Genomic DNA, 23,255 nt, shown 5'->3' on the forward strand with positions numbered 1-23,255 from the left:
GTTAGCTATTATTAAAATGACAAGTTAACACCAAATATAAACCTGCGCTCGTTATTTGGATAGTTACCTCTATCTACACCCGGGCTATTCCTGTCAAAAGACTGCAATTCAGGATCCGCACCTGAGTATTTTGTAGCAGTGAACAGATTAGTACCTTGCACGTATACATGTAACTTATCAACACCAACACCTTTTAAAACAGTTGAACCAAAAGTGTAACCAACTTGTACAGAACGTAGTTTTAGGAAAGAACCACTTTCTACGTAGTAAGAGCTAATCGCATCTGTTGTACTAAAGTTATTGGCATTTTCAGCGATTGGTGTTTTAGCACTTGCGTTTTGTGCTGCTGTTTTCGCAGGGTCCCATGAATTAAACAAAAGATCCCTACTTTTGTTACCTGTTTGCGAACCGTAGAAGTTAGTCCAGTATTTGATAGAATTATATACATCATTACCTTTCACACCATAAAATACTGCGCTGAGGTCAAATCCTTTGTAAGCGGCATTCAAGTTGACACCATAAGTAAAGTCAGGGTTAGGATTACCTATAAAAGTACGGTCAGCATCCGTTATGCGCCCGTCTCCATTAACGTCCTCATAACGGAAACGGCCGGGAGCAGCTTTATCCTGGTATACAGGAACTGAACCAAACAGATCTGGTTTTTGGGCTGCGTTTAGCGCGTCAATCTCTGCCTGGGTGTTCCAGTAACCTTGAACCTTGTAACCATAAAACTCACCTATACTTGTACCCACATCATTTTTAACCACGTTGCCGTTACGTATACCACTTGTAAAGAAACTTGAACCAAGTTCGGTAATCTTATTTTTAACAGTAGTAACATTAGCACCAACGCTGTAGGTAAAGCCACCATTTTGGCCATGGTATGTTGCGCTAATATCAACACCCCTGTTTACTACTTTACCAACGTTAACAGTAGGGCGGCCGCCGCCACCTACTGTTGCCGGCTGATCTAATTGCTGTAGTAAATCTGTAATTGTTTTTTTGTAATACTCGGCAGTAATATCCAAATGATTGAATAAGGATGCGTCAAAACCTACGTTAAATACTTTGTCACGCTCCCAGCCTGTATTAATGTTACCCAAATTTTGAAAATATCCAGGTAAAGTTGAACTTGATGAACCATCGATTGGGTAAGCTGAATTACCAGAACCGCCATCAAATCCGCTGTAAAAACTGTTTCTTACTACGTTGCCGTTGTAACCGGAAATACCGTAGCTACCGCGGATCTTCAAATCGTTTAACCAACTAATACCTTTTAGGAATTCTTCTTGAGAAGCGCGCCATGCAAGTGATACCGATGGAAATGTACCATATTGTCTACCAGTATAAAATACGGAACTACCATCACGGCGCACAGTTGCACCCAGTATATATTTGTCAGCAAAAACGTAATCTAAACGACCGAAAAACGAAATAATTTTATTCGGAAAAACCGTCGGATCATTAGGATCAAAAAAACCGCTACCTGCTGTCGTACCTGCAGCCGGCCCGTTAGAAATATTTGCGTAGAATGGATCAAGCGAGAACAAGTTTTTGGTAGATGCGGTAATTTGGCGATAGTTAACTTTCCTTGCCTCGAAACCAGCTAATACGTTAATACTATGTTTACCAAATACCTGTTTGTAATTTAAGGTATTACTCCAGTTGTACCTAGTACTGTAAGAAGACCCTTCGTTATAGCTATTATTACCACCATGGGCTTCACCGCTGTCATACTGGCGGTAGCCGATGTTATAAAAATAACGGTTAGATATATCGGTACTAAAAGCTGTACGGGCTGTAAAGTGTTTCAGAAAATCAGCCTCTGCAAACACAGTACCCTGCATCCCCCATTGATTGGTATTGGTAGTTTTTTGACGCTCCTGAATACCAACCGGGTTAAGTGCGTTACCTAAATCTGCAGTACCTGCATAAGTACCACCTAAGTTACCGGCGATATCACGTACAGGGATAATAGGTAAGGTACGATAAGTTTCAGAGATGGGATTACCTTCGTTCTGGTTACCACCGCCAGCTAAACCACCGCCGCCGTTTGGCGACTGGATGTAGAAAAAGTTAAAGTTTTCGCCAACACGAACATGGTCTTTAACACTAAAGGTAGTATTAATACGAGCCTGATACCTTTTAAAGTAGGTATTTATTAAGGTACCTTGTTGGTTAGTATAAGCTAACGACATAAAGTACGAATTCTTATCGCTTGCGCCGCTTGCGCTTAATGTATGCTGTTGGATAGGTGCCGATTTAAATATCTCGTGGAACCAATCTGTACCTGCGCCCTTAACAAATTTCTGGATCAGGTAATCTTTAGCAGGGTCATTATCAAGGTGATAGTTTGGTATAAAAGTACCTGCATTAGCTTCGTTAAAATAACCTTTTACACCTGTACCGCTTTGATAACCATAATCGTAGATTTTACCATTATTACCCTTTATTAAAGGATTATCAGGCGCAACTTTGTTTAAAAGCTGCTGATATTCATCAGCATTTAAGGTATTGAATACGTTACCCTGTAATGGCTGGGTTGTTCCATAAAATGCATCGTAAGAAATAACTGTCTTTCCTTGCTTGCCTTTTTTCGTTGTAACCACCACAACACCATTACCACCGCTGATACCATAAATGGCTGCGGCACCGGCATCTTTCAAAACTGATATCGACTCAATATCATTAGGATTGATGTTTGACATATTAGTTGCCTGCAAACCATCAATTACATAAAGCGGCGATGAATTGCCGAAGTTACTAGTACCACGGATGGTAACCTGTGCACCTGCACCAGGCGCACCCTGTGTAATAACATTAACACCAGCCGCCTGGCCTTGAAGTAAATTTTCAGCACTTACTGCCGGAACAGATTTTGCAGCGGCAACGTTTACCGTAGTAACCGAACCGGAAATGTCTTTTTTACGTTGCGTAGTGTAGCCCGTTACTACTACTTCGTTCAACGCGTTACTGCCGCTTTGTAAAACAACGTTAATTGTTTCGCTTGCGCCGACAGTAAGCTCGTTTGTTTGGTAACCCAGGTATGAGATGACCAATACGTCGCCCGGATTAACATTGATGTTGTACTGTCCGTTAACATCAGTTTGTGTACCGATAGTAGTGCCCTTGATACGCACACTGGCCCCTACTACTGGCAGCTTGTCGTCGCTGCCGGTAACTTTACCAGAGTGTTTTGTTTGAGCATTAACTACCAATGAAGAAACCATGCAGCATAGTAGCAGGCATAGTGTTCTTCCCTTAAGGAGTAAACTTTTAAACATGAGATTGAGATTTAGTTGATTAATATATTTGATTTAAGATCGATATCAATGAGGATGGCCGGTATGCTGGTGAGATAACAATGGCAACCACCTCAAAAAATAGAATTTTTTAGTTATGGCGCCCCCCTGGCCGGGCTGGGATTATTAGCATGTAGAATTAGTAAAAGTTTTATCATGTAGTTACACTATCCTGTTAAAAATTTTATTCGGTTTAAAAGTTGCTGCGCAATACTTAACGCCCATCAATCTTGTTTATCCGTTAAATTTGTTTGCTTTTCTTTAAAAAGAAAAGGTTTATAATTGGTATGCTCTAATATAAATAGAGTGTATAGGTTACACAAGCCGCTTTATACGAATTATAAATTATTTATTAGTTACTGTACAATACGTTTCAATATTTCAATTTAATAACCATTTGTTAAATACATCTTAATAATTCGATATTAAGTTTAACAATTTCGCAATGTAAAAATCTTGTTGTAAAGCGTTTTTTTTGTCAAAAAACGAAATTTGCTTTTCATAACAACCTAAACCATCCCCTATCTCAAATTAATTAAAAAACTTATTTGATTTTTTTAAGAAGTAGGCTGTTTAAAATAACGGCTCTGTTAAATTCCTGTTAATTTTACAGTTATTCCACTAAATCACTATACTTTTTTTGCGTTGTTTTACACCAAGTGATTTTTATAGCCTATATATCATTTGTATAAAAAAATTATGCCCTGGTAATATTACCAGGGCATAATGTATCTGTATTTATATAAAAAAAATCTAACTGAATTTATTTACGCTGAGGCGTTTGCCCTATTTGGCCCAGGCTATTTTAGCGGTTTTAACATCAGCCGAACTGGTGCCTACCTGTATCACAAATTCTCCCGGCTCCCAATCGTATTTTAGCTGGCTGTTGTAAAACTTAAGCTGGTTTGTTGTAATCGGGAAACTTACTTCTTTTTTCTCTCCATTTTGCAGGCTTATTTTTCTAAACCCTTTAAGCTCCTTAACAGGGCGGCTGATGCTTGCTGCCGGGTCGCCTATATACAATTGTACTACTTCTTCACCTGCGTAAGGGCCGTTGTTGGTAACCGTAACTGTTGCAGTTAAGGTTTCGTCCCCTTTTAATTTGGTTTTGCTAAGCGTTAGGGCGCTGTAAGTAAAGTTACTGTAGCTTAAACCGTAACCGAACGGATAAAGAGGGTCATTGCTAATATCTAAATAGTTCGATTTAAATTTAGTTGAGCCCGATGCATAAGGTCGGCCTGTATTTAAGTGGTTATAATAAATAGGTATCTGCCCCACACTACGCGGGAAGGTTGCCGTTAATTTACCGGATGGATTGTAGTTGCCAAATAATACTTCGGCAATGGCGTTACCTGCTTCTGTACCCGGTGCCCAAACATCTAATATAGCAGCAGCGTGCTCATTCTCCCAGGTTAGGGTAAGCGGGCGGCCGTTAAATAATACAATTACAATAGGTTTACCCAATTTGGCAAGTGCTTTAAGCATTAACTGCTGGCTTTCGGGGATGTTGATATCAGAACGGCTTGATGATTCGCCGCTCATGCTTTGCGATTCGCCAACCACGGCAACAATAATATCCGATTTTTTTGCAGCCTTCACTGCATCTTCAATCATATCATCGGGCGATTGTTTATCAAGCGACACCATGCCCGGGCCAAAGTTAAGCCGTTTCATAAAGGTGGTATCATCGGTAATGTTACTGCCTTTAGCGTAGTTGATCTTTACGTTATCACCCACAATATGTTTAATGCCTTCTATCACGCTTATAGACTTTTCCCACTCGCCGCCAATTACCCAGGTACCCAGCATATCGCGTTTATTATCGGCCAGCGGGCCAACAAGCGCGATACTACCACCAGATTTTTTTAACGGCAGTATTTGGTTTGCATTTTTTAACAACACAAAAGAGTGCTCGGCTGTAACACGGGATGCTTTGCGGTTAGCATCTGTCATGATGTCGGTTTTCTCGCGTTGCGGATCTAAAGATTTATATGGGTTATCAAATAATCCCAGTTTGTACTTTGCTTCCAAAATTCGGCGACAAGCCAGGTCAATATCTGCCTGGGTAACTTTACCTTGTTGTAACGATTTATTTAGTGTGGTTAAAAAGCCTTCGCCAACCATATCCATATCAAGGCCGGCTTTTAAGGCCAGGGCAGATACCGTTTGCAAGTCGCCCATACCGTGATTGGTGGTTTCGTTTAGCGCAGTGTAATCTGATACTACAAAACCGTTAAAGCCCCATTGCTTGCGCAACAGATCGGTAAGTAACCATTTGTTGGTAGTCGCCGGCACACCATCAACCACATTAAACGAGCTCATGAAACTACCCGCGCCTGCATCAAGCGCCGCTTTATATGGCGGCAGGTAATAGTTGTACATCGCCAGGCGGCTCATATCAACCGTGTTATATTCGCGGCCGGCTTCGGCGCCGCCGTAAAGTGCAAAGTGTTTTACACAAGCCATTACCGCATCGGCATTTTTCATACTGCTGCCCTGGTAACCCCTTATCATGGCAGCGGCAATTTTACCACCCAAGTAAGGGTCTTCACCCCCACCCTCAGAGATCCGGCCCCAACGCGCGTCGCGGGCAATATCAACCATCGGGCTAAAAACCCAGTTTAGCCCTTCTGCAGTAGCTTCTTTAGCGGCTATGTGCGCGGCATGCTCCACGATAGCCATATCCCACGTTGCCGACATACCCAACGGTATAGGGAATATGGTGCGGTGCCCGTGTATAACATCTAAACCAAATATTAAAGGGATATGCAGGCGGGTGCCCTTTACAGCGGCTTCCTGCATTTTGCGTACATTCTCTGTTCCGTATAAACCAAAAATACCGCCGATAGCGCCTTTTTTAACGCCATCGCCAATACCATTATTAGTTACCGACCCTGTGATAGCCATACCGCCTGTTACCAGGTTAAGCTGCCCTATCTTTTCGTCCACGGTCATCTTTTTCATTAACGTGCTTACAAAAGCGTTCATTTTTGCAGCTTCGGTTTGCTTTTGGGCCAAGGCTTTGGTTAGCGGCATACAAAACAATGCAGCGGCACCAAGTATGGCAAACGGCTTATTGGTAAAATATTTTTTCATTAAATGAGTTTTTTGGCGTGTACGGTTTATCACCATTTATTCAGGTTAATTTTCGCAATATTAAATTACTGTAAAACTTATTAGTTATAATTGGTTTTTAATAAGCGACCTACACATGGTGTAATTGGTACACAATTGTAAATATTAAATTTAAACAATCAAAGTAATTTTTATCAACGCGTTAAATGTTAACTAAACAGCAGCTGGAAGATTTTTGGGCCGAGGCCGGTAAGGTATATCTTAACCATATATCTATAGACTGTGTGGTATTTGGTTTTCATGAAGGGCAAATGAAGGTTTTGATGCTTAAAAGCAACAACGAAGATGCCTGGTACCTGCCCGGCGGCTTTGTGCGCAAACTTGAGCCAATGGAAAACGCTGCCGACCGGATCCTGAAAGAGCGCACCGGTATTGATGAAATATTTTTACAACAGTTTCACGTTTTTGGTGACCCGGACCGATCCAAGATACATAACGAGATGTATAAAGATATGCTGCCTGCCGAAAAAAACTTTTTTGGACAGCGCTTTATATCTATAGGTTATTACGCTTTGGTCGATTTTTTTAACGTTACCCCCACTCCTGATGATTTCTCTGAAATATGCACCTGGCGTGACCTTAACGACCTGCCCAAGTTTCAGCTGGACCACGAATTAATATTCAGGAAAGCCTTAGATACCCTACGACTGCAGCTAAACTACCAGCCCATTGGTTACAACCTGATGCCTAAAGAGTTTACCATGCCCGAGCTGCAAAAACTTTACGAAACCATTCTTGATAAAAAGCTGGACCGCCGCAACTTTCAGCGCCGCATGCTTGGCTTTGGCATCCTGAACAAGCTGGAGACAACCCGCAAAGGTGGTGCCCACAAAGCCCCTTACCTGTACTCATTCGACCTGAAAAATTACCAGGCAGCGTTGAAAGAGGGGTTAAAGAGTGGCTGGTAAACTTGCCCTTTAGCTGATTTTTGCTATATTAACCCCATATCTATTGGTTACTGATTATTAGCACTTATGAAATTCAGGGTCACACTTGTTGATTCATTACTTATTATTTTGGGCATCCTATCTGCCGGGATGGGCTTGAAGGGCTTTTTGTTACCCAGCCATTTTATTGACGGTGGCGTTACCGGCATCTCCATTTTAGTGGCCGATGCTACCGGCCTGCCATTATCGGTGCTTATCTTTGTTATTAACTTGCCTTTTTTGTTTTTAGGCTATCGCAAACTGGGCGCAACATTCGCCTTAAAGGGCGCTGCGGCTATTGGCGGCCTTTCGCTTGTACTGGCTTTTATGCACTTCCCCGATGTTACGCCCGATAAACTACTCACCGCCGTGTTTGGCGGTGTATTTATAGGCGCGGGTATTGGGATGGCTATACGTGGCGGCGCGGTGCTTGACGGTACAGAGATTGCCGCCCTATTAGTGAGCAAAAAAACACAGGTGGTGCGCGTAAGCGATGTGATACTGATACTAAACGTGGTTATTTTTGGCGCCGCGATCATTCAGTTAGGGGTCGAGAAGGCACTGTACTCCATACTTACCTATCTCTCAGCATCTAAAATGATAAATTTTATATTGAATGGATTAGAGCAATATACCGGCATGACCATCGTATCTGCCAAAGGCGAAGAGATCCGTTTGGCTATCACCCAAAAGCTTGGCCGTGGGGTAACCGTTTACCAGGGCAAAAGCGGCTATGGTAAGGATGGGCACATTAACGCCCCGCGCGAAATTATCTTCACTGTGGCAACCCGTTTAGAAGTACCGTTGCTTAAAAAAGAAGTACTAAGGATAGACCCCGCCGCATTCATCGTACAGCAAAGTGTGGATGACACTACAGGTGGTTTGCTGAAAAAAAAGAAGCATTAACCCCCTTTGATTTTATTACGGACCCAAGTTGGTATTTTATCAATACTCCGTTTTGTATAAACAGCTACATAATCATACGATAGCCCGTCTTTTTCAAGCGTTACAAAAACGTCTACATTTTTCTCATTGTCATAATCGTCTAAAGAATATAATAATTCTACTGTTTTATCGGCTGTTTTAAATACCTGCTCGTCTGTATGCATGCGGTAAATGTAACTTTAAAAATGTAGAGCTCGGTAATCAATTTATTTCGGTTCGAGTTAAAAAAGGGGGGAGGCGAGTTGCCGGGAGCGTGGGGCATCCATACAAAGTCATTAAAAGTTCTCCCCGCTCCTGCACTCTCCTTCCTCGCTCCCATCTCCACCCTGGCTTAATATTTGCATCCGTCCCTTCAAAACTAACTACCATGCCTGAAGGGCCAAGCATACTTATATTAAAGGAAAAAGTACAGCAATTTAAGGGCGACAAAGTGATCCACGCCAGTTGTAATAACGGCACGCTTGATGCCGCCATGCTTACCGACCAACCCATTACCGACTTTAAAAGCTGGGGCAAGCATTTTTTGATCTGCTTCCCAAAATTCACGGTACGCATCCACATGATGATGTTTGGTACTTACCGCATAAACGAGCATACCGAAAAACCACCGCGCCTGCACCTGCAATTTGAAGATGGCGAACTCAACTTTTACGCCTGCCAGCTAAAGTTGATCACCGAACCATTGGACGAGGTTTACGACTGGAAAGCCGACATTATGAGCGATGAGTGGGATACCAAACATGCCATCAAAAAAATGAAGGCCGAGCCTGAACTACTGGCTTGTGATGCATTGATGAATCAGCAGATCTTCTCAGGTGTGGGTAATATAATAAAGAATGAAGTCCTGTTTCGTGCCTGCATCCACCCGGAAAGTTTGATAGCCGCCATTCCCCCCAAAGCGGTTAAAGAAATGATACACGAGGCCATCAAATACAGCTTCGAGTTTTTTGAGCAGCGCAAAGCAGGTACGCTCAAAAAGCACTGGCAAGCCTACCATAAAAAGGAATGCCCGCGTAACCATGTACCATTTAAAAGTAAAGACACCGGCAAATCCCGCAGGGCAAGTTTTTATTGCGAGAAGTGCCAGGTGTTGTATAAATAGTGAGTCATGGTGAGCCTGTCTAAGCATTCCAACGATTTTACTCACCCGGTCATTGCTTCGCTCGACCACCCTCTCTTCGCTGCGCGGAAAGAGGGTTAGAAAAAATCATCCTGCTCTTTACCCTCTTTGCGAAGCAGAGAGGGTCGACCAGCGGAGCGTAGTCGGGGTGAGTAAACTCTACGCTTGTAAAGCACAGCTATCAGCTTAACCGAAACTTATTCCAATTCCCTTTGTTAAACCGATATAACCCGATACAATCATGAAAACGATAAAAATTGACGGCAACCCTGCAGACCTTACCGCAGTAATGGTGCCCCGCGAAGCCGAATACCACGACCATGAAACCGTAAGGTTAGAATCTTCTGTAGATGGCGTCTCCGTAGAAAAAACCATCTTCCGTGTGGTAGATGGCGGCGAGGATAAATGGGAATTGCAGTTTGAATAAATTGCAATTTTACTCGCGCGTAAACACCGTTATTTTGCCCCTTTGCGTTAACGTGAATTGGCCTTTTTCGGTATCAAATTGCAAATGGATATCGTAAGGCTCAAATTCGAATACATTTTTGGCAACTGCATCAAACATAATGGCGCTCTGCCCGGCAGCTGTACCTATCAGCGTAGTGTTACCTTTTGTCATGGTGATCTTAACAGGAAAGTCAGGGCTTGCATACACACCAAGGTATTTGTCAAGATCTGCTGTTTTTAGCGCCAGCGTTTTGAAAGTTGGAATGTTATAGGGTTGGTTGAAACAAATACTTAATACTCCCTGTAAAATTTTGGATGGGTCGTAACTGCCGCCATTGCTGGTATAACTCACAGCTAATTTCTCGGCAGGGAAGTAAGCTAACTCCGAACGGTAGGCATCAATCGCGCCGCCATGCCAGTAGTACACCTTGCCTTTAATGTCTTTTTTAAACATCGCCAAACCGAAATTATCCTTCATAGTTTTCATCAACTCCAGGCTGGCGGGTTTTACAAGTTTGCCTGCAAATAATGCCTCGATAAACCTATCCAGATCTGTTGAGGTTGATACCATGGACCCCGCACCTGTTGGGATGCTCATATCAGTTTCCATGAACTTTCCCCATTTATTGCCTGTATAGGTGTAAGAAAGCGCCTCGTTATTAGCAGTGTTCGTTTTAACACCGTAGTAAGTATCCTTTAAACCTATCTTATTTACCACACGTTGTTTAACCAGCTCCGGGTAGGTTTTTTTGGTTATCTTTTCAATAATATAGCTTAACATGACAAAGTTGGTATTACTGTACTCGCCTTGGTGCCCGGGTCAAAATCCGGTTTCATTGCGGCTATCCTTGTCAGCATTTGCTCGTGCGTTTGCGGGGCAAGCATATAAGTCATGTAGGCAGGGTCATTAGTAAAATTGTGGAGGCCGCTGTGGTGGCTCAACATCATTCCGATAGTGATCTTTGCAGCATTTGGCACCTGCGGATAAAATTTATCCAGCGTAGTTGCCAGCGTAAGTTTCCCCTCGTCTACCAATTGCATCACCATAACACCTGTAAACATTTTACTGATAGAGCCAATGCGGTATTTGGTTTTAGCTGTTGCCGGGATGGTAGCCGGGCTATCAATGGCCGCGTTGCCAATACTTCTTTGGTAAACTATCTGTCCGTTTTGCGAAATGGTTACGCTGCCCATGTTTCTATTATTGGCAGTTATTACATTCAGCAGGCTATCTAACCGGGCTTTATTAATTGTTTGCGCGTTTAGAGCGTTGCTAATGGCAGCTGATAGTACAAACAGGATAAGTAGTTTTTTGATCATGATGAGTGGGGCGTTTGCTATTTGGAGTATAAGATACAGATGTTGTTACTCCTAACAGGAATTATTTGTGGCGTAACATAAACATCAGAGACTATTAAGGTTTAAGGCTTTACAGTCGCAAAAGGGTTTTCGCTCTTCGCTAACCTTCCAGTATCTCGGCAATCTCATCAAAGCCTTTTTCGCAGGCCAGGTCGGCGGGGAGTTTGCCGCCTTCCATGCGGATATCTGTTTTGGCGCCTTTTTCCAGCAGCAGGATCAGCAGTTCCAGGTTGCCGTTTTGCGCGGCAGAATGCAGAGGCGTAGTGCCTTTTTGCTGCTTTACGTTTACATCGGCGCCATTCTCTATCAGCATGGTAGCAGTGCTTGTAAAATTACCTGCGGCTGCCGAGTGCAGGGGATAAACGTTATAACCGTTATCGCTTGGCCGGTTTACATCGGCGCCTTTAAGCACCAGGTAGCGGGCAATATCATACCGGCCAAAATAGCTGGCGAGGCCTAAAGCGGTAAAGCCATCATCGGCATAAGCGTCGATCCGTTCGGGATGGGTGGCAATAAGATAGGCCACATCGTCAAAGCGGTCGGCAGCGGCAGCTTCAAAAAGAGTAAGATCGATAGTGTATTTAAGCAGCACGTTGGTTACCGCGGGTTTGAGGTAATAGCAGGAAAGCATCAACGGTGATACATTAAGGCTGGTTTTTACCGTGGCAAGCTCGGGGTTACGGGCAAGCAAAAGGTCTAAAGCCACGGTATCGGCATTGGCTATAAGTTCTTCCAGATCGGTTAGGCTCATAAAGTGTAATAATACTAAAAAATTAAAAAATATCTGTTTAATCTAATACCTTTATATTTGCAATTAAACGTTCAATTTTCAGGATGCCGATCAAAGGAAACCAGTTCAAATCAAATAGTTTTAGGGAAGAGAATCCGCCGGGTAAATCTGGTTCAAAACCGTCATCGGGCAGCGCGAAAACCGAGCGCGAAAGGTCTGTAAAACAACAGGGTGAGCGCATGCCACTCTTTGACCTGCGAGACGGCCGTATTATTAAGATAGCGGGATTATTTTGCCTGGTGCTTTCGGTATTTTTCCTGATCGCGTTCACCTCCTACCTGTTCACCTGGCAGCAGGACCAAAGCTACGTATCAAAAGCCAATGGCGGCTGGGGCAACCTGTTCAAAACCACTAAAGAACTGCTGGAGAACGGCGTTAACAACCCCATGGTTGATAACTGGCTGGGCAAATTCGGCGCGCTGCTTTCCAACCAATTTATCTTCGAGTGGTTTGGTGTGGCGTCGTTCCTGTTCGTGTTTGTATTTTTCATTATAGGCTACCGTCTGCTGTTTAAAATAAAACTGTTTTCGGTTAGCAAAATGCTGGCCTACACGTTGTTTGCGATTGTGTTTTTATCGGTAACATTCGGCTTTTTCCACGCTTTCATATTGGATTATCCCCACTTTTTAGAAGGCGAGTTCGGCTTTTGGACAAACCGCCTTTTAGCCGCGCAGATAGGGCAGTCAGGTACCGGCTTTGTGCTGATATTTTTGGCATTAACGGTACTCATCATCGCCTACAACATCGACTTTAAACTACCAGAACGTAAAATAAAAACAGACGACCCAACTGCTGCCGATGCATTATCATCAGAACCTGTTGAGTTGGTGGACGAGGAAATTTCTTTACCTGTAGAATGGCCGCGCAACGGTGGCAACCGCGTTAAGGATACGCTTGCCGCCCAGGGCGCAACTGCCGAACCGATGCAGCAGGAACGTTTACAGCAAACACCGCTGCAACAAACACCTGTGTTCCACGAGCCGGTAGTGTTAAAGCCCGAGGTAAGCCACGAGCCGGAGGAAGAAACAGAGATCCCGCTTACCATTGATGTGGAACGCCCGATGCCTATCCTCAACATTGAAATAAGCGATGATGATAAAGCAAAAAGCCTGGTAGACCAGTTTGGTATGTACGACCATAAGCTTGACCTGGCCACCTACAAATACCCAACTATTGACCTTTTGGAGAACTACGGCGCTTCAAAAATCGCGGTAAATTCTGAAGAGCTGGAAGCCAACAAAAACAAGATCGTTGAAACGCTGAACCATTATAATATCGAGATAGATAAGATAAAAGCCACTATTGGCCCAACGGTTACGCTTTATGAAATTATCCCTGCGCCGGGCGTGCGCATCTCTAAGATCAAGAACCTGGAAGATGATATCGCGCTGAGCCTTGCGGCTTTGGGCATCCGTATCATCGCGCCTATGCCGGGTAAGGGAACCATCGGCATCGAGGTACCGAACCAAAACCCCGAAATGGTATCAATGCGGTCAATATTGGCTACCGAGAAATGGCAAAACAACACCATGGACCTGCCTATAGCCCTTGGTAAAACCATTTCTAACGAGGTATTTATAGCCGATTTGGCCAAGATGCCCCACTTACTGGTTGCTGGTGCTACAGGCCAGGGTAAATCGGTTGGTATCAACGCCATATTGGTGTCGCTGCTTTACAAAAAGCACCCGGCTGAGTTAAAATTCGTACTGGTAGATCCAAAAAAGGTGGAGCTTACGCTGTTCCGCAAGATAGAGCGGCACTTTTTAGCCAAACTGCCTGATGAGGCGGATGCCATTATCACCGATACCAAAAAGGTAGTAAACACGCTAAACTCGCTTTGTATTGAGATGGACCAGCGTTACGACTTGCTGAAAGACGCGCAGGTACGTAACCTGAAAGAATACAACACCAAGTTTGTTAACCGCAAAATAGCTGACCCCGAGAAACACCGTTACCTGCCCTTTATTGTGCTGGTAATTGATGAGTTTGCGGATTTGATGATGACTGCCGGTAAAGAGGTTGAGCAACCTATAGCCCGTATCGCGCAGCTTGCCCGTGCGGTGGGTATCCACCTGGTTATTGCCACGCAAAGGCCATCGGTAAACGTTATTACAGGTACTATTAAGGCCAACTTCCCTGCACGTTTGGCGTTCAGGGTATTGTCAAAGATCGATTCGCGCACCATATTAGATGCCGGTGGTGCCGACCAGCTAATAGGCCGTGGTGATATGCTGCTGTCTACAGGCAGCGACCTCATCCGCCTGCAGTGCGCCTTTGTAGATACCCCGGAGGTTGAACGCATATCCGACTTTATTGGTAACCAGCGCGGCTATCCTTCTGCCATGTTCCTGCCGGAATATGTGGGCGAAGGCGAAGCAGGCAACAGTGCCAAAGACTTTAACCCGGACGATCGCGACCCGATGTTTGAGGATGCCGCACGGTTAATTGTATTGCATCAGCAGGGTTCTACGTCTCTTATCCAGCGTAAAATGAAACTGGGTTACAACCGTGCAGGCCGTATAATCGATCAGCTTGAAGCAGCAGGTATTGTTGGCCCGTTTGAAGGCAGCAAGGCCCGCGATGTGCTTTACCCGGATGAGTACAGCCTGGAGCGCGCCCTCGAAGAAATGCAAAAACCCCGCAATTAAACTAATTTAGTTTGCAACACTCTAAACCATTACAAGCCGTATTGGTTATTGCCTGTGAGTTTTAAATTTGAACTAAAGAACATGAAAAAATTATTCATCTACATAGTATTATCTACTTTAAGTATTGCTACCGCGTTCGCGCAAAAGGATGCCGACGCCAAGGTTATCCTGAACAACCTAAGCAAACAATACCGCACTTACGATGGCGTAAAAACCGACTATTCGCTCGCGATAGATAACCAGCAAGCTAACGTTAAGGAAACTTATACAGGTACGCTTATCGTCCGTTCAAAAACCAATAAATATAAGGTGATAGCGTATGCCGCGGGTACTAAAAAAGTGATGCAGGATATCATCAGCGATGGTAAAAACCAATGGACGTACCTTAAGGATGCTAACGAAGTGCAATTAAGCACCGCCGACAACAGTGAGGAAGGCTTTAATCCCGCCAAGATCTTTACCATGTACGAAAAAGGTTACAAGTACATTTACACCGGCCAGCAAAAGCTTGCAGGCAAGGTTTACCAAATAATTGACCTTACCCCAGAGGACAGCAAGAAAACGTTCTTTAAAGTGCGCTTGATGGTAGATAAGGTAAAAAACCAACTCTACAGCGCCCAGATCTTTGATAAGAACGGCAGTAAATACACCTACACCCTACGCACCTTTACCCCCAACTACAAAGTAGCCGAAACTGCATTTGTGTTTGATAAAAAGGTTTATCCGGGCGTTGAAGTAGTGGATTTGAGGTGATCGGTTGAGATTTAGGAGAAATAAAGTAATTGTCTATATTTAGGCAATTACTTATCACAATCCTAAAATGAGAAAATATCTGATAGTTGCTATTGCTATTATAACTATAGCTTTTGTAAGCGGCTGTAGTTTCCTTGCGAATCAAAAAAAATTCAATGATAGCTCAAAACTTTTTATCGAGAACCTTTTACATAAAGATTACGATAAATGTATTGATATGCTGGCTTTTAATCCCGCCAAGCCTCCTAATCGGGATAGCGTAAAAGCTGGACTTGACGGTTTCAGGAATACCATTGTGAGAAATTTTGGCGACAAGGTGGAATATTCTTTCATCAAATCAGAAAAAACTTATATGACAGGGGGTGGCGGCACACCGCCAAATACTACTTTGGTATACACACAGTACCATAATGATACTGAATTTGGCATAATACAAGGTCTATACGACGACGAAACCGGCAAGATCTTGAATATAAAAACTTTGGAGATCAGAGAAAAGATTCCTTCAATGCTTCCTTTTTGGTTATTGGGAGTAGTTGCTATATGCGTCCCTGCGTTTAATATCTATATGTTAGTTAAGGTAAGACGCAGCGATATGCGGAGAAAATGGATGAAATACCTCACAATTATCATTCTTAATATACCGGCAATCACTTTTAATGCGGTGCATGGTTTATCTATAAAATACCTAAGCCTTCAGGTAATGCTGGGCTTCGGTTTTAACATTTCAGATTACCTTAGTTCATATTGGATATTTGGGATACCGCTGGGTGGGTTGATCGTATTACTAAAACTTAAAAGCGGTAACTACAGGTCAAAAAACACCTATGAAGCACCAGAAGATGACGTGATTAACGAACCTGTTGAGTAATTTCTTTTAATAAACGTAAACCCCGTACTGACATTACTGTTGCTATCTTCATAATAAGGATCATGAAAGCAGAGGAAATAGAACGATTAATAAAAATAAGTAAAGAGCGCCCCCTGCTACCCGAAACTTATATACCCTGGCAGGACGATCCGCTGGAACAAGACTTTTATCTGCCCGAAGCACTTACTTCCCTGGGTGGATTGCCCGTATATGACACGCTAACCCTGCAACAGCAAAAAGATCTTGGCCGCCACGAATTAGTGCAAGTGCTGTATTCATATGGCTGGGGCGAAGCGCTCTTTTGCGTATTTATGTCGAAATTTATTTTGACACTGCCACCTGATAGTCCCGAACACCGTTTTTTGATCCGGGAGATCATCGAGGAATACCGGCACCAAGAGATGTTTGCGCAAACTATTACCCGTGTAAATGGCAGCCCCCTACAGCAAAACGCCGCGCACCGGTTTTTTGGCCGGATAACCACTAACTACCTGCCTGCCGACTACCTGTTTATGGGCAGCCTGTCGGTTGAGTTGATCACCGATGTTTACGGCAACCATGCCCGCCGCGCACCTCAAATTTACCGGGTGGTGCAAAAGGTTTTCGAGCTGCATAATATTGAGGAAGGCCGGCACATACACTTTACCAAGGGCTTATTAGAAGGTTATACCGCAAAGGCAGGTTACCTCAAAAAATCGTTTTACAGCCTTGTGATATTAATGAACATTTACTTTGTACGCACCATGTACGTGCGGCGCGAGATCTACGAGCGAATCGGCCTGTCAAACCCGGATGAGGTTTACAAACAGGCACAGCAAAATTACCGTTCCATGTTCACTCAAAACTGCCTCGGTCAAATTATTGGCTTTGTAAATAGCTGGGGTGGCTTCAACCTCCTAACCCGCTGGGCATGGCGGTTAGTTTTAAAAGCTAAAGTATAAAGAAGAGGACCGTCATGCCGAATTTACTTCGGCATCCAACTTGCTGAGTAGCAAACTTGCATGGCTACGACCTGTCCCGAGAGATCCTGAAACAAGTTCAGGATGACGGTTTATTCGTCAAATAAGTCGCCTTTTAAATCTTTCATATCGGGGTTAACAGATTGAATAAGCTTAATTTTCCAGTCTCTATGCCAATTCTTTAATTGTTTCTCACGGGCTATCGCATCTGTTATGCGTTCAAAATATTCGTAATAAACAAGATCATATAGTTTATATTTCTTTACAAAAGCTGAGCCCTCATTATTCACATGTTGCCATACACGTGCTCGCAGATCAGCGGTTACGCCGATGTAGAAAGTGGTTCGGTATGTATTAGATCCTGTGGGATGCCGAAATAAATTCGGCATGACCGGTTTTTTTTAATGTCATGTTCAACTCGTTTCAGCATCCCTCATGCAAATTCGCTTGTCCTGAGAGATGCCGAAATAAATTCGGCATGACGGATTTATTTTCCTACTTTTTATACCCTTATATAGATCTTCTTATTATCCAGCACCTTACCTACACTCCAGCATATCAGCATGTAGCTGATGGCAAATAGCAGGGAGCCAATGGCGCCCGGTGCTATTTTCTGGTAAAACACATCGTTTATCCACGCGTAAAGATTTTTGTCGCCGATGCTGATCATCCAGAATGCGATAACCAATATCTCCGACAGGATATAAATGGCCAGCGGGTTTTTACCCACGGTGGTGAAGAAAGACGTCCAGTTGTATTTATTCCAGGCCTGTACTTCCACTACGTATATCAACCCCGATATCATCACCATATCTATGCCTGTGGTAAGTAATGTAAAAGGGCTGCTCCATAGCTTTTTACCTATCGGGAAACTCATGTTCCACGTAAGGGCGATGAAGATGAACAGGCAACCCATCAACGCCAAACGGCCGATAGTTTCATATCCTTTACCTTTTTCCTGGATAAATTTACCGGCATAGTAACCTACAATAACATTCACAATGGCAGGCAAGGTGCTCAATATCCCCTCGGGGTCAAAGGCAACGCCTTCGCCATGGTAAAGGTGACCATCCCCCAACAAGAATTTATCAAGGTAAGTACCCGCGTTGGTAAGCATGGCGTATGGTGCGGCAGGGTCGCCAAAGGCAAGCAGGATAACTTGATAGCCTATAAGCAATAACGCGCTTAACACAATAACCGCCGTTTTATTACGTACAAAATAAATGATAAGGGATGCGAAAATATAGCAAAGGCCAATGCGTTGTAGCACGCCCATAATACGTGTACCGCTTATAGGCCTCAACGCCCATCCGTTTGCGCCATGGTCTACAAACGGGAACCAATACATAATGTAGCCAATTAAAAATATGAGTAGCCCGCGTTTTAGTATCCTGTACAAAACGGTGCCGGTGCTTAAACCATCAAACTTTTTCATGGTAAAGCTCATGGCGTTACCAACCGCGAAAAGGAATGATGGGAACACCAGGTCGGTAGGTGTAAAACCAAACCACGCCGCATGTTCAAGCGGTGCAAAAGGATGCGCGCCGCTGCCGGGTGTGTTTACGATGATCATAAAACAAATGGTTAGTCCGCGGAAAACATCCAGCGACAGGAACCGTTCGGGTTTTTGGCTCATAATGGGTATACTTGGTTAAATAATACGGGGGATTTACCGCACCAATATAGGAAATTATTAAAATGAAATTCAACAAACTACAAATCTTATTAAAAAAATTTAAAAAGTGATTTTTCGTCATACTGCTGATATCTATTTACAACATTTTACCTCCTTAATGTTAAATGTTACTATTTTTGAAAAGATGCTTACCGTAACCAACCATACGCTCGAAAAACTGGAGCTGCTGCTAAAATCGGCAGGTTACCGGGTGAGGTATGAGAAAGGGAACTTTAAAACAGGTGCATGTATGCTGCTAAGCAGCCGCGTTATTGTGGTAAATAAATTTGCCAACTTGGAGAGCAAAATAGCCGCGGTGGCCGAGCTTGCCCGCACGCTGGAGATAGATTATAACTTGTTAGACGATAAACAGGCTGCATTTTTGCATCAGCTTAAACAAACAACATTGCAGCTGTGACCATAACTTTTTTAGGAACCGGAACCTCGCAGGGTGTGCCCGTTATAGCCTGCACCTGCCCCGTTTGCTTATCAACCGATAAGCACGATAAGCGGTTGCGTACCTCTATTTTAATAGAGGGCGATGGGAAAGTTATCGCCATAGATTCGGGGCCCGATTTTAGGTATCAGATGCTGCGCGAAAAAGTGATGCACCTGGATGCCATTGTTTTTACCCACGAGCATAAGGACCATGTTGCCGGTATGGATGATATCCGCGCGTTTAACTACAAGCAGCAGGTGCCTATGGACGTGTATGCCGATGACCGCGTACAGCTGGCCCTGCGCCGCGAGTTCCCTTATATTTTTGACAGTAAGGGCTATCCCGGCATCCCGCAGGTTAACCTCCACACTATTAATTTAGAGCCTTTTAATATTGGCGATGTGCGCTTTACCCCAATCGAGGTGATGCACTATAAGCTGCCGGTTAAAGGTTACAGGATAAAAGATTTCACCTATATCACCGATGCCAAAACGCTATCCGATGTAGAGAAAGACAAGATCCGCGGGTCGAAAACATTGGTAATAAACGCCCTGCAAAAAGAAAAGCATATCTCGCACTTTACCCTGGATGAGGCCATTGCCTTTGCCCGAGATATTAATGCCGAACAAACCTACCTTACCCACATCAGCCACCGTTTAGGTAAGCATGCCGATGTATCCAAGGAACTCCCCGCCGGCATCCAATTAGCTTATGACGGGCTTAAGCTGGAAGTTTAGCATCCCTGTTTGTTTATTTGGGCTATCTAATTTATAAAACACCTGCATCGTACAGGCGATAATACTTTTTTAGAAAGCAGTAAACTACCGTTACGCACTAATCAAGCTCCAGGTAACTAACTTGGTTTAGGGTTGCACGGTAAGTGTTTTTATGCCCTTTCTTCGCAATCTCTACGCGGCCGCGGATAGTCATTTTGCGGTTATTCAGTTTGTTGTATTCGCCATCCTCGGTTTCAAATAAGCCAATGTGCTTACCCACAAGGTACAGCGGGCAATCCTGCGTAAAGTTTACCCAAAGCGAGTGGCTGTTGCCGTGATCAGTAAAGGTGCTGTCGTTCACCAGGGCCGATATATTTTTCCCTTCAATGTACTTGCCGGTTACCTCAACGTTTTGCTTATCGTAATACTTAACGCTATCTACCAGGTGGGCAAAACTTACCTTTTTAAACTGAACATTCAAATCACACTCGCTGATGTAGATCTTGCGTTTGGGGGTATTGCAAGCCAGCAGCGCCATTGTAATTACGAATGTTATATATGCCCTGCTTTGCGCCATATATAAATGTAGGTTTTTTAACATACACAGTTGTTATGGCACAGTAATTTTACCGAAGCATTACTACTGCAACATTAACGTTATCATACAATTATCTTAACCTTAAAAAGTTATTTTTACCCGTTAAATATAAGCATGAAAAAATACAGCTTTATACTGATAGCGCTACTTTCCATCTGCTATGGCGGCTTTAGCCAGGATACCACCCAACACATCATTCCCAACCGTAAAAACAGTGTAGCGCAGCAAAATAAGCCTTACGTAATATTAATTTCTGCCGATGGTTTCCGGTATGATTTTGCCAAGCGCTACAAAGCGCAAAACTTGCAACGTTTGGCAAGCGAAGGCATAAGCACACCTTACATGATGCCCTCTTATCCATCGGTTACATTTCCCAACCATTATGCCATCATCAGCGGCCTGTATCCCTCGCACTCGGGTTTGGTTAACAATACCTATTATGACCTTGCCCGCAGGGAAAAATACGCCATGAGCAATAAAGCCAAGGTTGCCGATAGCAGCTGGTATGGCGGCGCACCGCTTTGGGTACGTGCCGAGCAGCAAAAAATGCTTTCGGCCAGCTTTTACTGGATAGCGTCGGAAGCGGCTATACAGGGTGTGCGCCCTACCTATTACTATATCTACAACGAAAAGATTGACATACATAACCGCATTACCGCCGTTGTAGACTGGTTGAGGCTTCCACCTGCAGAACGCCCGCACCTCATCACTTTTTACCTGCCCCAAGTAGACCATGCCGCACATTTAAACGGCCCTGTTTCGCCCGAGGCAGAGCAGGAAGTACACTTTGTAGACTCTACGGTTAACGAATTGCAAAAGGCGGTAAAAACTACGGGGTTAAAAAATGTAAACTTCGTATTTGTATCAGACCATGGCATGACGCGGGTAGACAACCTTAACCCTATCGGCATCCCCGCCGCTATAGACACCTCAAAATTTGCAATCTCAGGCGATGGCATTTTGGTAGAGCTTTACGCTAAAAAGAATAAAGCAGACATCCAAAGCACTTATGACGAACTTAAAAAAGAAGCAAAGAATTACGACGTCTATCTTAAAACCAACGTACCCGCCCACATGCATTACGGCACTGCCGACGATTGGCACAACCACATTGGCGACATATTGCTGATACCACGCGCCCCAAAAGTGTTTAACCTTTGGAACAGCAAAAAAGCCCTCAACCCCGGATGGCACGGCTACGACCCCACCGTTGTGGCAGATATGCGTGCCAGCTTTATTGCCTGGGGGCCGGCCTTTAAAAAGCATTTGGTTGTAAGCCCTTTTGAAAATGTTTCGGTTTTTAATTTAATTAGTGAGATATTGGGCATTAAACATACCGACAAAATTGACGGTACAAATCAATTGGCCAATAAGGTCCTGATCAAAAAAACGACTAAAAAGAGCGGCGTATCCCTCTTAAGTACCAAAACAAATAAATACAAAACGAAAAAATGGAGCTATCCCTTAAATTAATAGTACTGCTTGTATTACCTGTTTCTGTTTTTGCGCAAAACCCGGCTGTTGTAAAACAACAGGCTACAGTTGTTGCCAACGCATTGCTAAAAAGCGATTTCAAAACCGTTTTAGACCATACCTATCCAAAAGCGGTAGCTATGGGTGGCGGTAAAGCAAAAATGCTGCAGATGATGACAGCGGGCATTAACCAGATGAAAAGCCAGGGCTTCGCCTTTGAAAAAGTAAGTATTGGCACACCGGGTAAATTCTACAAAGCGGGTACCGAGATCCATTGCCTTGTGCCCGAGTCTTTAGTGATGAAAACATCGCAGGGGCGTTTTGCTACTAAGAGTAACCTGCTTTGCGTTAGCAGCGATGGCGGTAAAACGTGGAGCTTTTTAGATATGAACCAGGGTACCATGGGCTCAGTAAAAACGCTGTTTCCCAATTTCAACAGTAACCTTATTATTCCTAAGCCAGAGGTGCCGGTAAAACTGTAACAGCAATTATTGATTGGCAAATACGTTCTCAATCATATTAACTTACGCGCCCATTTATTCAATGCCCTGTTTTAAGCGATATATTGTTTTTTTGTTTCTGATCCCAGTATGGGCATTTGCGCAGGATACCGTCGCCGTAAAACGACAAGCCAACCGCTTTGCAAAAGCCAGTTTTAACGGCGATTATAAAACGGTTATTGACCTTACCTACCCGCAGCTTATCGCATACTCGGGTGGCAGGGATAGTTTGCAAAAGTTAATGGATGAACGCATTGCCGCCCTTAAAAAACAAGGGGTGATGACGTTTTCAGGATCTGTAGGCGCGCCCGGCCCTATCATAAAAGCCGGCACCCAGCTGCATTGCCTTGTACCCGAAACAATTGTGCTTCAGTTATTTAATGGCCACTATCTTACCAGCACGTATTTGCTTGCCTTAAGCGACGATAAAGGTAAAAGCTGGACTTTTATGGATGTTGGCAAAATGCCTGCCGAAGTATTGCAACGTCTTGTCCCCAACTATAATGCCGACCTGCGCATCCCGCCTGCCGGTAAACCGCTATTCTTTGCCGATTAACCGCTATTTTTACTAAATTGGGATGGATTTCATTCATACATCT

Annotated in this window: 20 protein-coding genes and 1 pseudogene; 13 read left to right on the forward strand and 8 right to left on the reverse strand. The window is 43.8% G+C overall.

Annotated features, from left to right (window positions below):
* Positions 1 to 11: 11 nt before the first annotated feature.
* Both ABIB39_RS16315 and bglX read right to left on the reverse strand, forming a co-directional pair.
* Entirely contained in the window at positions 12 to 3,284 is a 3,273-nt protein-coding gene (locus ABIB39_RS16315; RefSeq protein WP_354431233.1) for a SusC/RagA family TonB-linked outer membrane protein, read from the reverse strand.
* A gap of 804 nt (positions 3,285 to 4,088) precedes the next feature.
* Complete coding sequence (gene bglX, locus ABIB39_RS16320; RefSeq protein ID WP_354431234.1) at positions 4,089 to 6,398, reverse strand: beta-glucosidase BglX; 2,310 nt, start codon at positions 6,396 to 6,398, stop codon at positions 4,089 to 4,091.
* Positions 6,399 to 6,583: 185 nt separating this feature from the next.
* Here bglX and ABIB39_RS16325 point away from each other — a divergent pair, with 185 nt between their 5' ends.
* Both ABIB39_RS16325 and ABIB39_RS16330 read left to right on the forward strand, forming a co-directional pair.
* On the forward strand, positions 6,584 to 7,345 hold the full coding sequence (locus ABIB39_RS16325; protein WP_354431235.1) for an NUDIX hydrolase: 762 nt from the start codon (positions 6,584 to 6,586) through the stop codon (positions 7,343 to 7,345).
* Between the two features lie 66 nt (positions 7,346 to 7,411).
* Positions 7,412 to 8,269: a YitT family protein gene (locus tag ABIB39_RS16330; protein WP_354431236.1), complete on the forward strand. Its 858-nt coding sequence runs from the start codon at positions 7,412 to 7,414 to the stop codon at positions 8,267 to 8,269.
* Here ABIB39_RS16330 and ABIB39_RS16335 read toward each other — a convergent pair.
* The gene (locus tag ABIB39_RS16335; RefSeq protein ID WP_354431237.1) at positions 8,266 to 8,472 is read right to left on the reverse strand and encodes a hypothetical protein; all 207 of its coding nucleotides are present in this window, start codon (positions 8,470 to 8,472) and stop codon (positions 8,266 to 8,268) included. The two genes, ABIB39_RS16330 and ABIB39_RS16335, sit on opposite strands and share 4 nt — an antisense overlap.
* A 203-nt stretch (positions 8,473 to 8,675) precedes the next feature.
* Between ABIB39_RS16335 and ABIB39_RS16340 the strand changes: the two genes are divergently transcribed.
* Together ABIB39_RS16340 and ABIB39_RS16345 are read left to right on the forward strand one after the other, a co-directional pair.
* Positions 8,676 to 9,410: a DNA-formamidopyrimidine glycosylase family protein gene (locus ABIB39_RS16340; RefSeq protein ID WP_354431238.1), complete on the forward strand. Its 735-nt coding sequence runs from the start codon at positions 8,676 to 8,678 to the stop codon at positions 9,408 to 9,410.
* Positions 9,411 to 9,669: 259 nt separating this feature from the next.
* Positions 9,670 to 9,855, forward strand: coding sequence for a hypothetical protein (locus ABIB39_RS16345; RefSeq protein WP_354431239.1), 186 nt, complete (start codon positions 9,670 to 9,672; stop codon positions 9,853 to 9,855).
* A 9-nt stretch (positions 9,856 to 9,864) separates the two neighbouring features.
* Here ABIB39_RS16345 and ABIB39_RS16350 read toward each other — a convergent pair.
* Both ABIB39_RS16350 and ABIB39_RS16355 read right to left on the reverse strand, forming a co-directional pair.
* A pseudogene (locus ABIB39_RS16350) lies at positions 9,865 to 11,195 on the reverse strand (serine hydrolase domain-containing protein).
* Positions 11,196 to 11,334: 139 nt separating this feature from the next.
* Positions 11,335 to 11,985 (reverse strand): ankyrin repeat domain-containing protein, encoded by a 651-nt coding sequence (locus tag ABIB39_RS16355; protein WP_354431240.1) that lies wholly within the window; start codon positions 11,983 to 11,985, stop codon positions 11,335 to 11,337.
* 83 nt (positions 11,986 to 12,068) lie between these two features.
* Between ABIB39_RS16355 and ABIB39_RS16360 the strand changes: the two genes are divergently transcribed.
* The 4 genes from ABIB39_RS16360 (at position 12,069) to ABIB39_RS16375 (ending at position 17,237) form a co-directional block, all read left to right on the forward strand.
* The gene (locus ABIB39_RS16360; RefSeq protein ID WP_354431241.1) at positions 12,069 to 14,672 is read left to right on the forward strand and encodes an FtsK/SpoIIIE family DNA translocase; all 2,604 of its coding nucleotides are present in this window, start codon (positions 12,069 to 12,071) and stop codon (positions 14,670 to 14,672) included.
* Between the two features lie 81 nt (positions 14,673 to 14,753).
* Positions 14,754 to 15,425 (forward strand): outer membrane lipoprotein periplasmic chaperone LolA1, encoded by a 672-nt coding sequence (lolA1, locus tag ABIB39_RS16365; protein ID WP_354431242.1) that lies wholly within the window; start codon positions 14,754 to 14,756, stop codon positions 15,423 to 15,425.
* A 67-nt stretch (positions 15,426 to 15,492) separates the two neighbouring features.
* Complete coding sequence (locus tag ABIB39_RS16370; RefSeq protein ID WP_354431243.1) at positions 15,493 to 16,296, forward strand: hypothetical protein; 804 nt, start codon at positions 15,493 to 15,495, stop codon at positions 16,294 to 16,296.
* Positions 16,297 to 16,358: 62 nt separating this feature from the next.
* Complete coding sequence (locus ABIB39_RS16375) at positions 16,359 to 17,237, forward strand: diiron oxygenase (protein WP_354431244.1); 879 nt, start codon at positions 16,359 to 16,361, stop codon at positions 17,235 to 17,237.
* Positions 17,238 to 17,347: 110 nt separating this feature from the next.
* On the opposite strand, the gene ABIB39_RS16380 is transcribed toward ABIB39_RS16375, so the two are convergent.
* Entirely contained in the window at positions 17,348 to 17,644 is a 297-nt protein-coding gene (locus tag ABIB39_RS16380; RefSeq protein WP_354431245.1) for a GIY-YIG nuclease family protein, read from the reverse strand.
* Positions 17,645 to 17,757: 113 nt separating this feature from the next.
* Positions 17,758 to 18,891, reverse strand: a complete 1,134-nt coding sequence (locus ABIB39_RS16385; RefSeq protein ID WP_354431246.1) for an acyltransferase family protein — start codon at positions 18,889 to 18,891, stop codon at positions 17,758 to 17,760.
* A gap of 157 nt (positions 18,892 to 19,048) precedes the next feature.
* Between ABIB39_RS16385 and ABIB39_RS16390 the strand changes: the two genes are divergently transcribed.
* Both ABIB39_RS16390 and ABIB39_RS16395 read left to right on the forward strand, forming a co-directional pair.
* A complete protein-coding gene (locus ABIB39_RS16390; RefSeq protein WP_354431247.1) occupies positions 19,049 to 19,348 on the forward strand; it encodes a hypothetical protein in 300 nt (99 codons plus the stop codon).
* Positions 19,345 to 20,106 (forward strand): MBL fold metallo-hydrolase, encoded by a 762-nt coding sequence (locus tag ABIB39_RS16395; RefSeq protein WP_354431249.1) that lies wholly within the window; start codon positions 19,345 to 19,347, stop codon positions 20,104 to 20,106. The genes ABIB39_RS16390 and ABIB39_RS16395 overlap by 4 nt, the downstream gene beginning before the upstream one ends.
* Before the next feature lie 97 nt (positions 20,107 to 20,203).
* On the opposite strand, the gene ABIB39_RS16400 is transcribed toward ABIB39_RS16395, so the two are convergent.
* Positions 20,204 to 20,686: a hypothetical protein gene (locus tag ABIB39_RS16400; protein ID WP_354431250.1), complete on the reverse strand. Its 483-nt coding sequence runs from the start codon at positions 20,684 to 20,686 to the stop codon at positions 20,204 to 20,206.
* 111 nt (positions 20,687 to 20,797) lie between these two features.
* Between ABIB39_RS16400 and ABIB39_RS16405 the strand changes: the two genes are divergently transcribed.
* From ABIB39_RS16405 to ABIB39_RS16415, 3 genes are all read left to right on the forward strand, one after another.
* Entirely contained in the window at positions 20,798 to 22,156 is a 1,359-nt protein-coding gene (locus ABIB39_RS16405) for an alkaline phosphatase family protein (RefSeq protein ID WP_354431251.1), read from the forward strand.
* Positions 22,135 to 22,638, forward strand: a complete 504-nt coding sequence (locus ABIB39_RS16410) for a hypothetical protein (RefSeq protein ID WP_354431253.1) — start codon at positions 22,135 to 22,137, stop codon at positions 22,636 to 22,638. The genes ABIB39_RS16405 and ABIB39_RS16410 overlap by 22 nt, the downstream gene beginning before the upstream one ends.
* Before the next feature lie 91 nt (positions 22,639 to 22,729).
* Positions 22,730 to 23,212, forward strand: coding sequence for a hypothetical protein (locus ABIB39_RS16415; RefSeq protein WP_354431255.1), 483 nt, complete (start codon positions 22,730 to 22,732; stop codon positions 23,210 to 23,212).
* Positions 23,213 to 23,255 lie beyond the last annotated feature (43 nt).

Origin of the sequence: Mucilaginibacter sp. UYP27 (genome assembly GCF_040547175.1) — a bacterium.
Lineage (GTDB): Bacteria > Bacteroidota > Bacteroidia > Sphingobacteriales > Sphingobacteriaceae > Mucilaginibacter.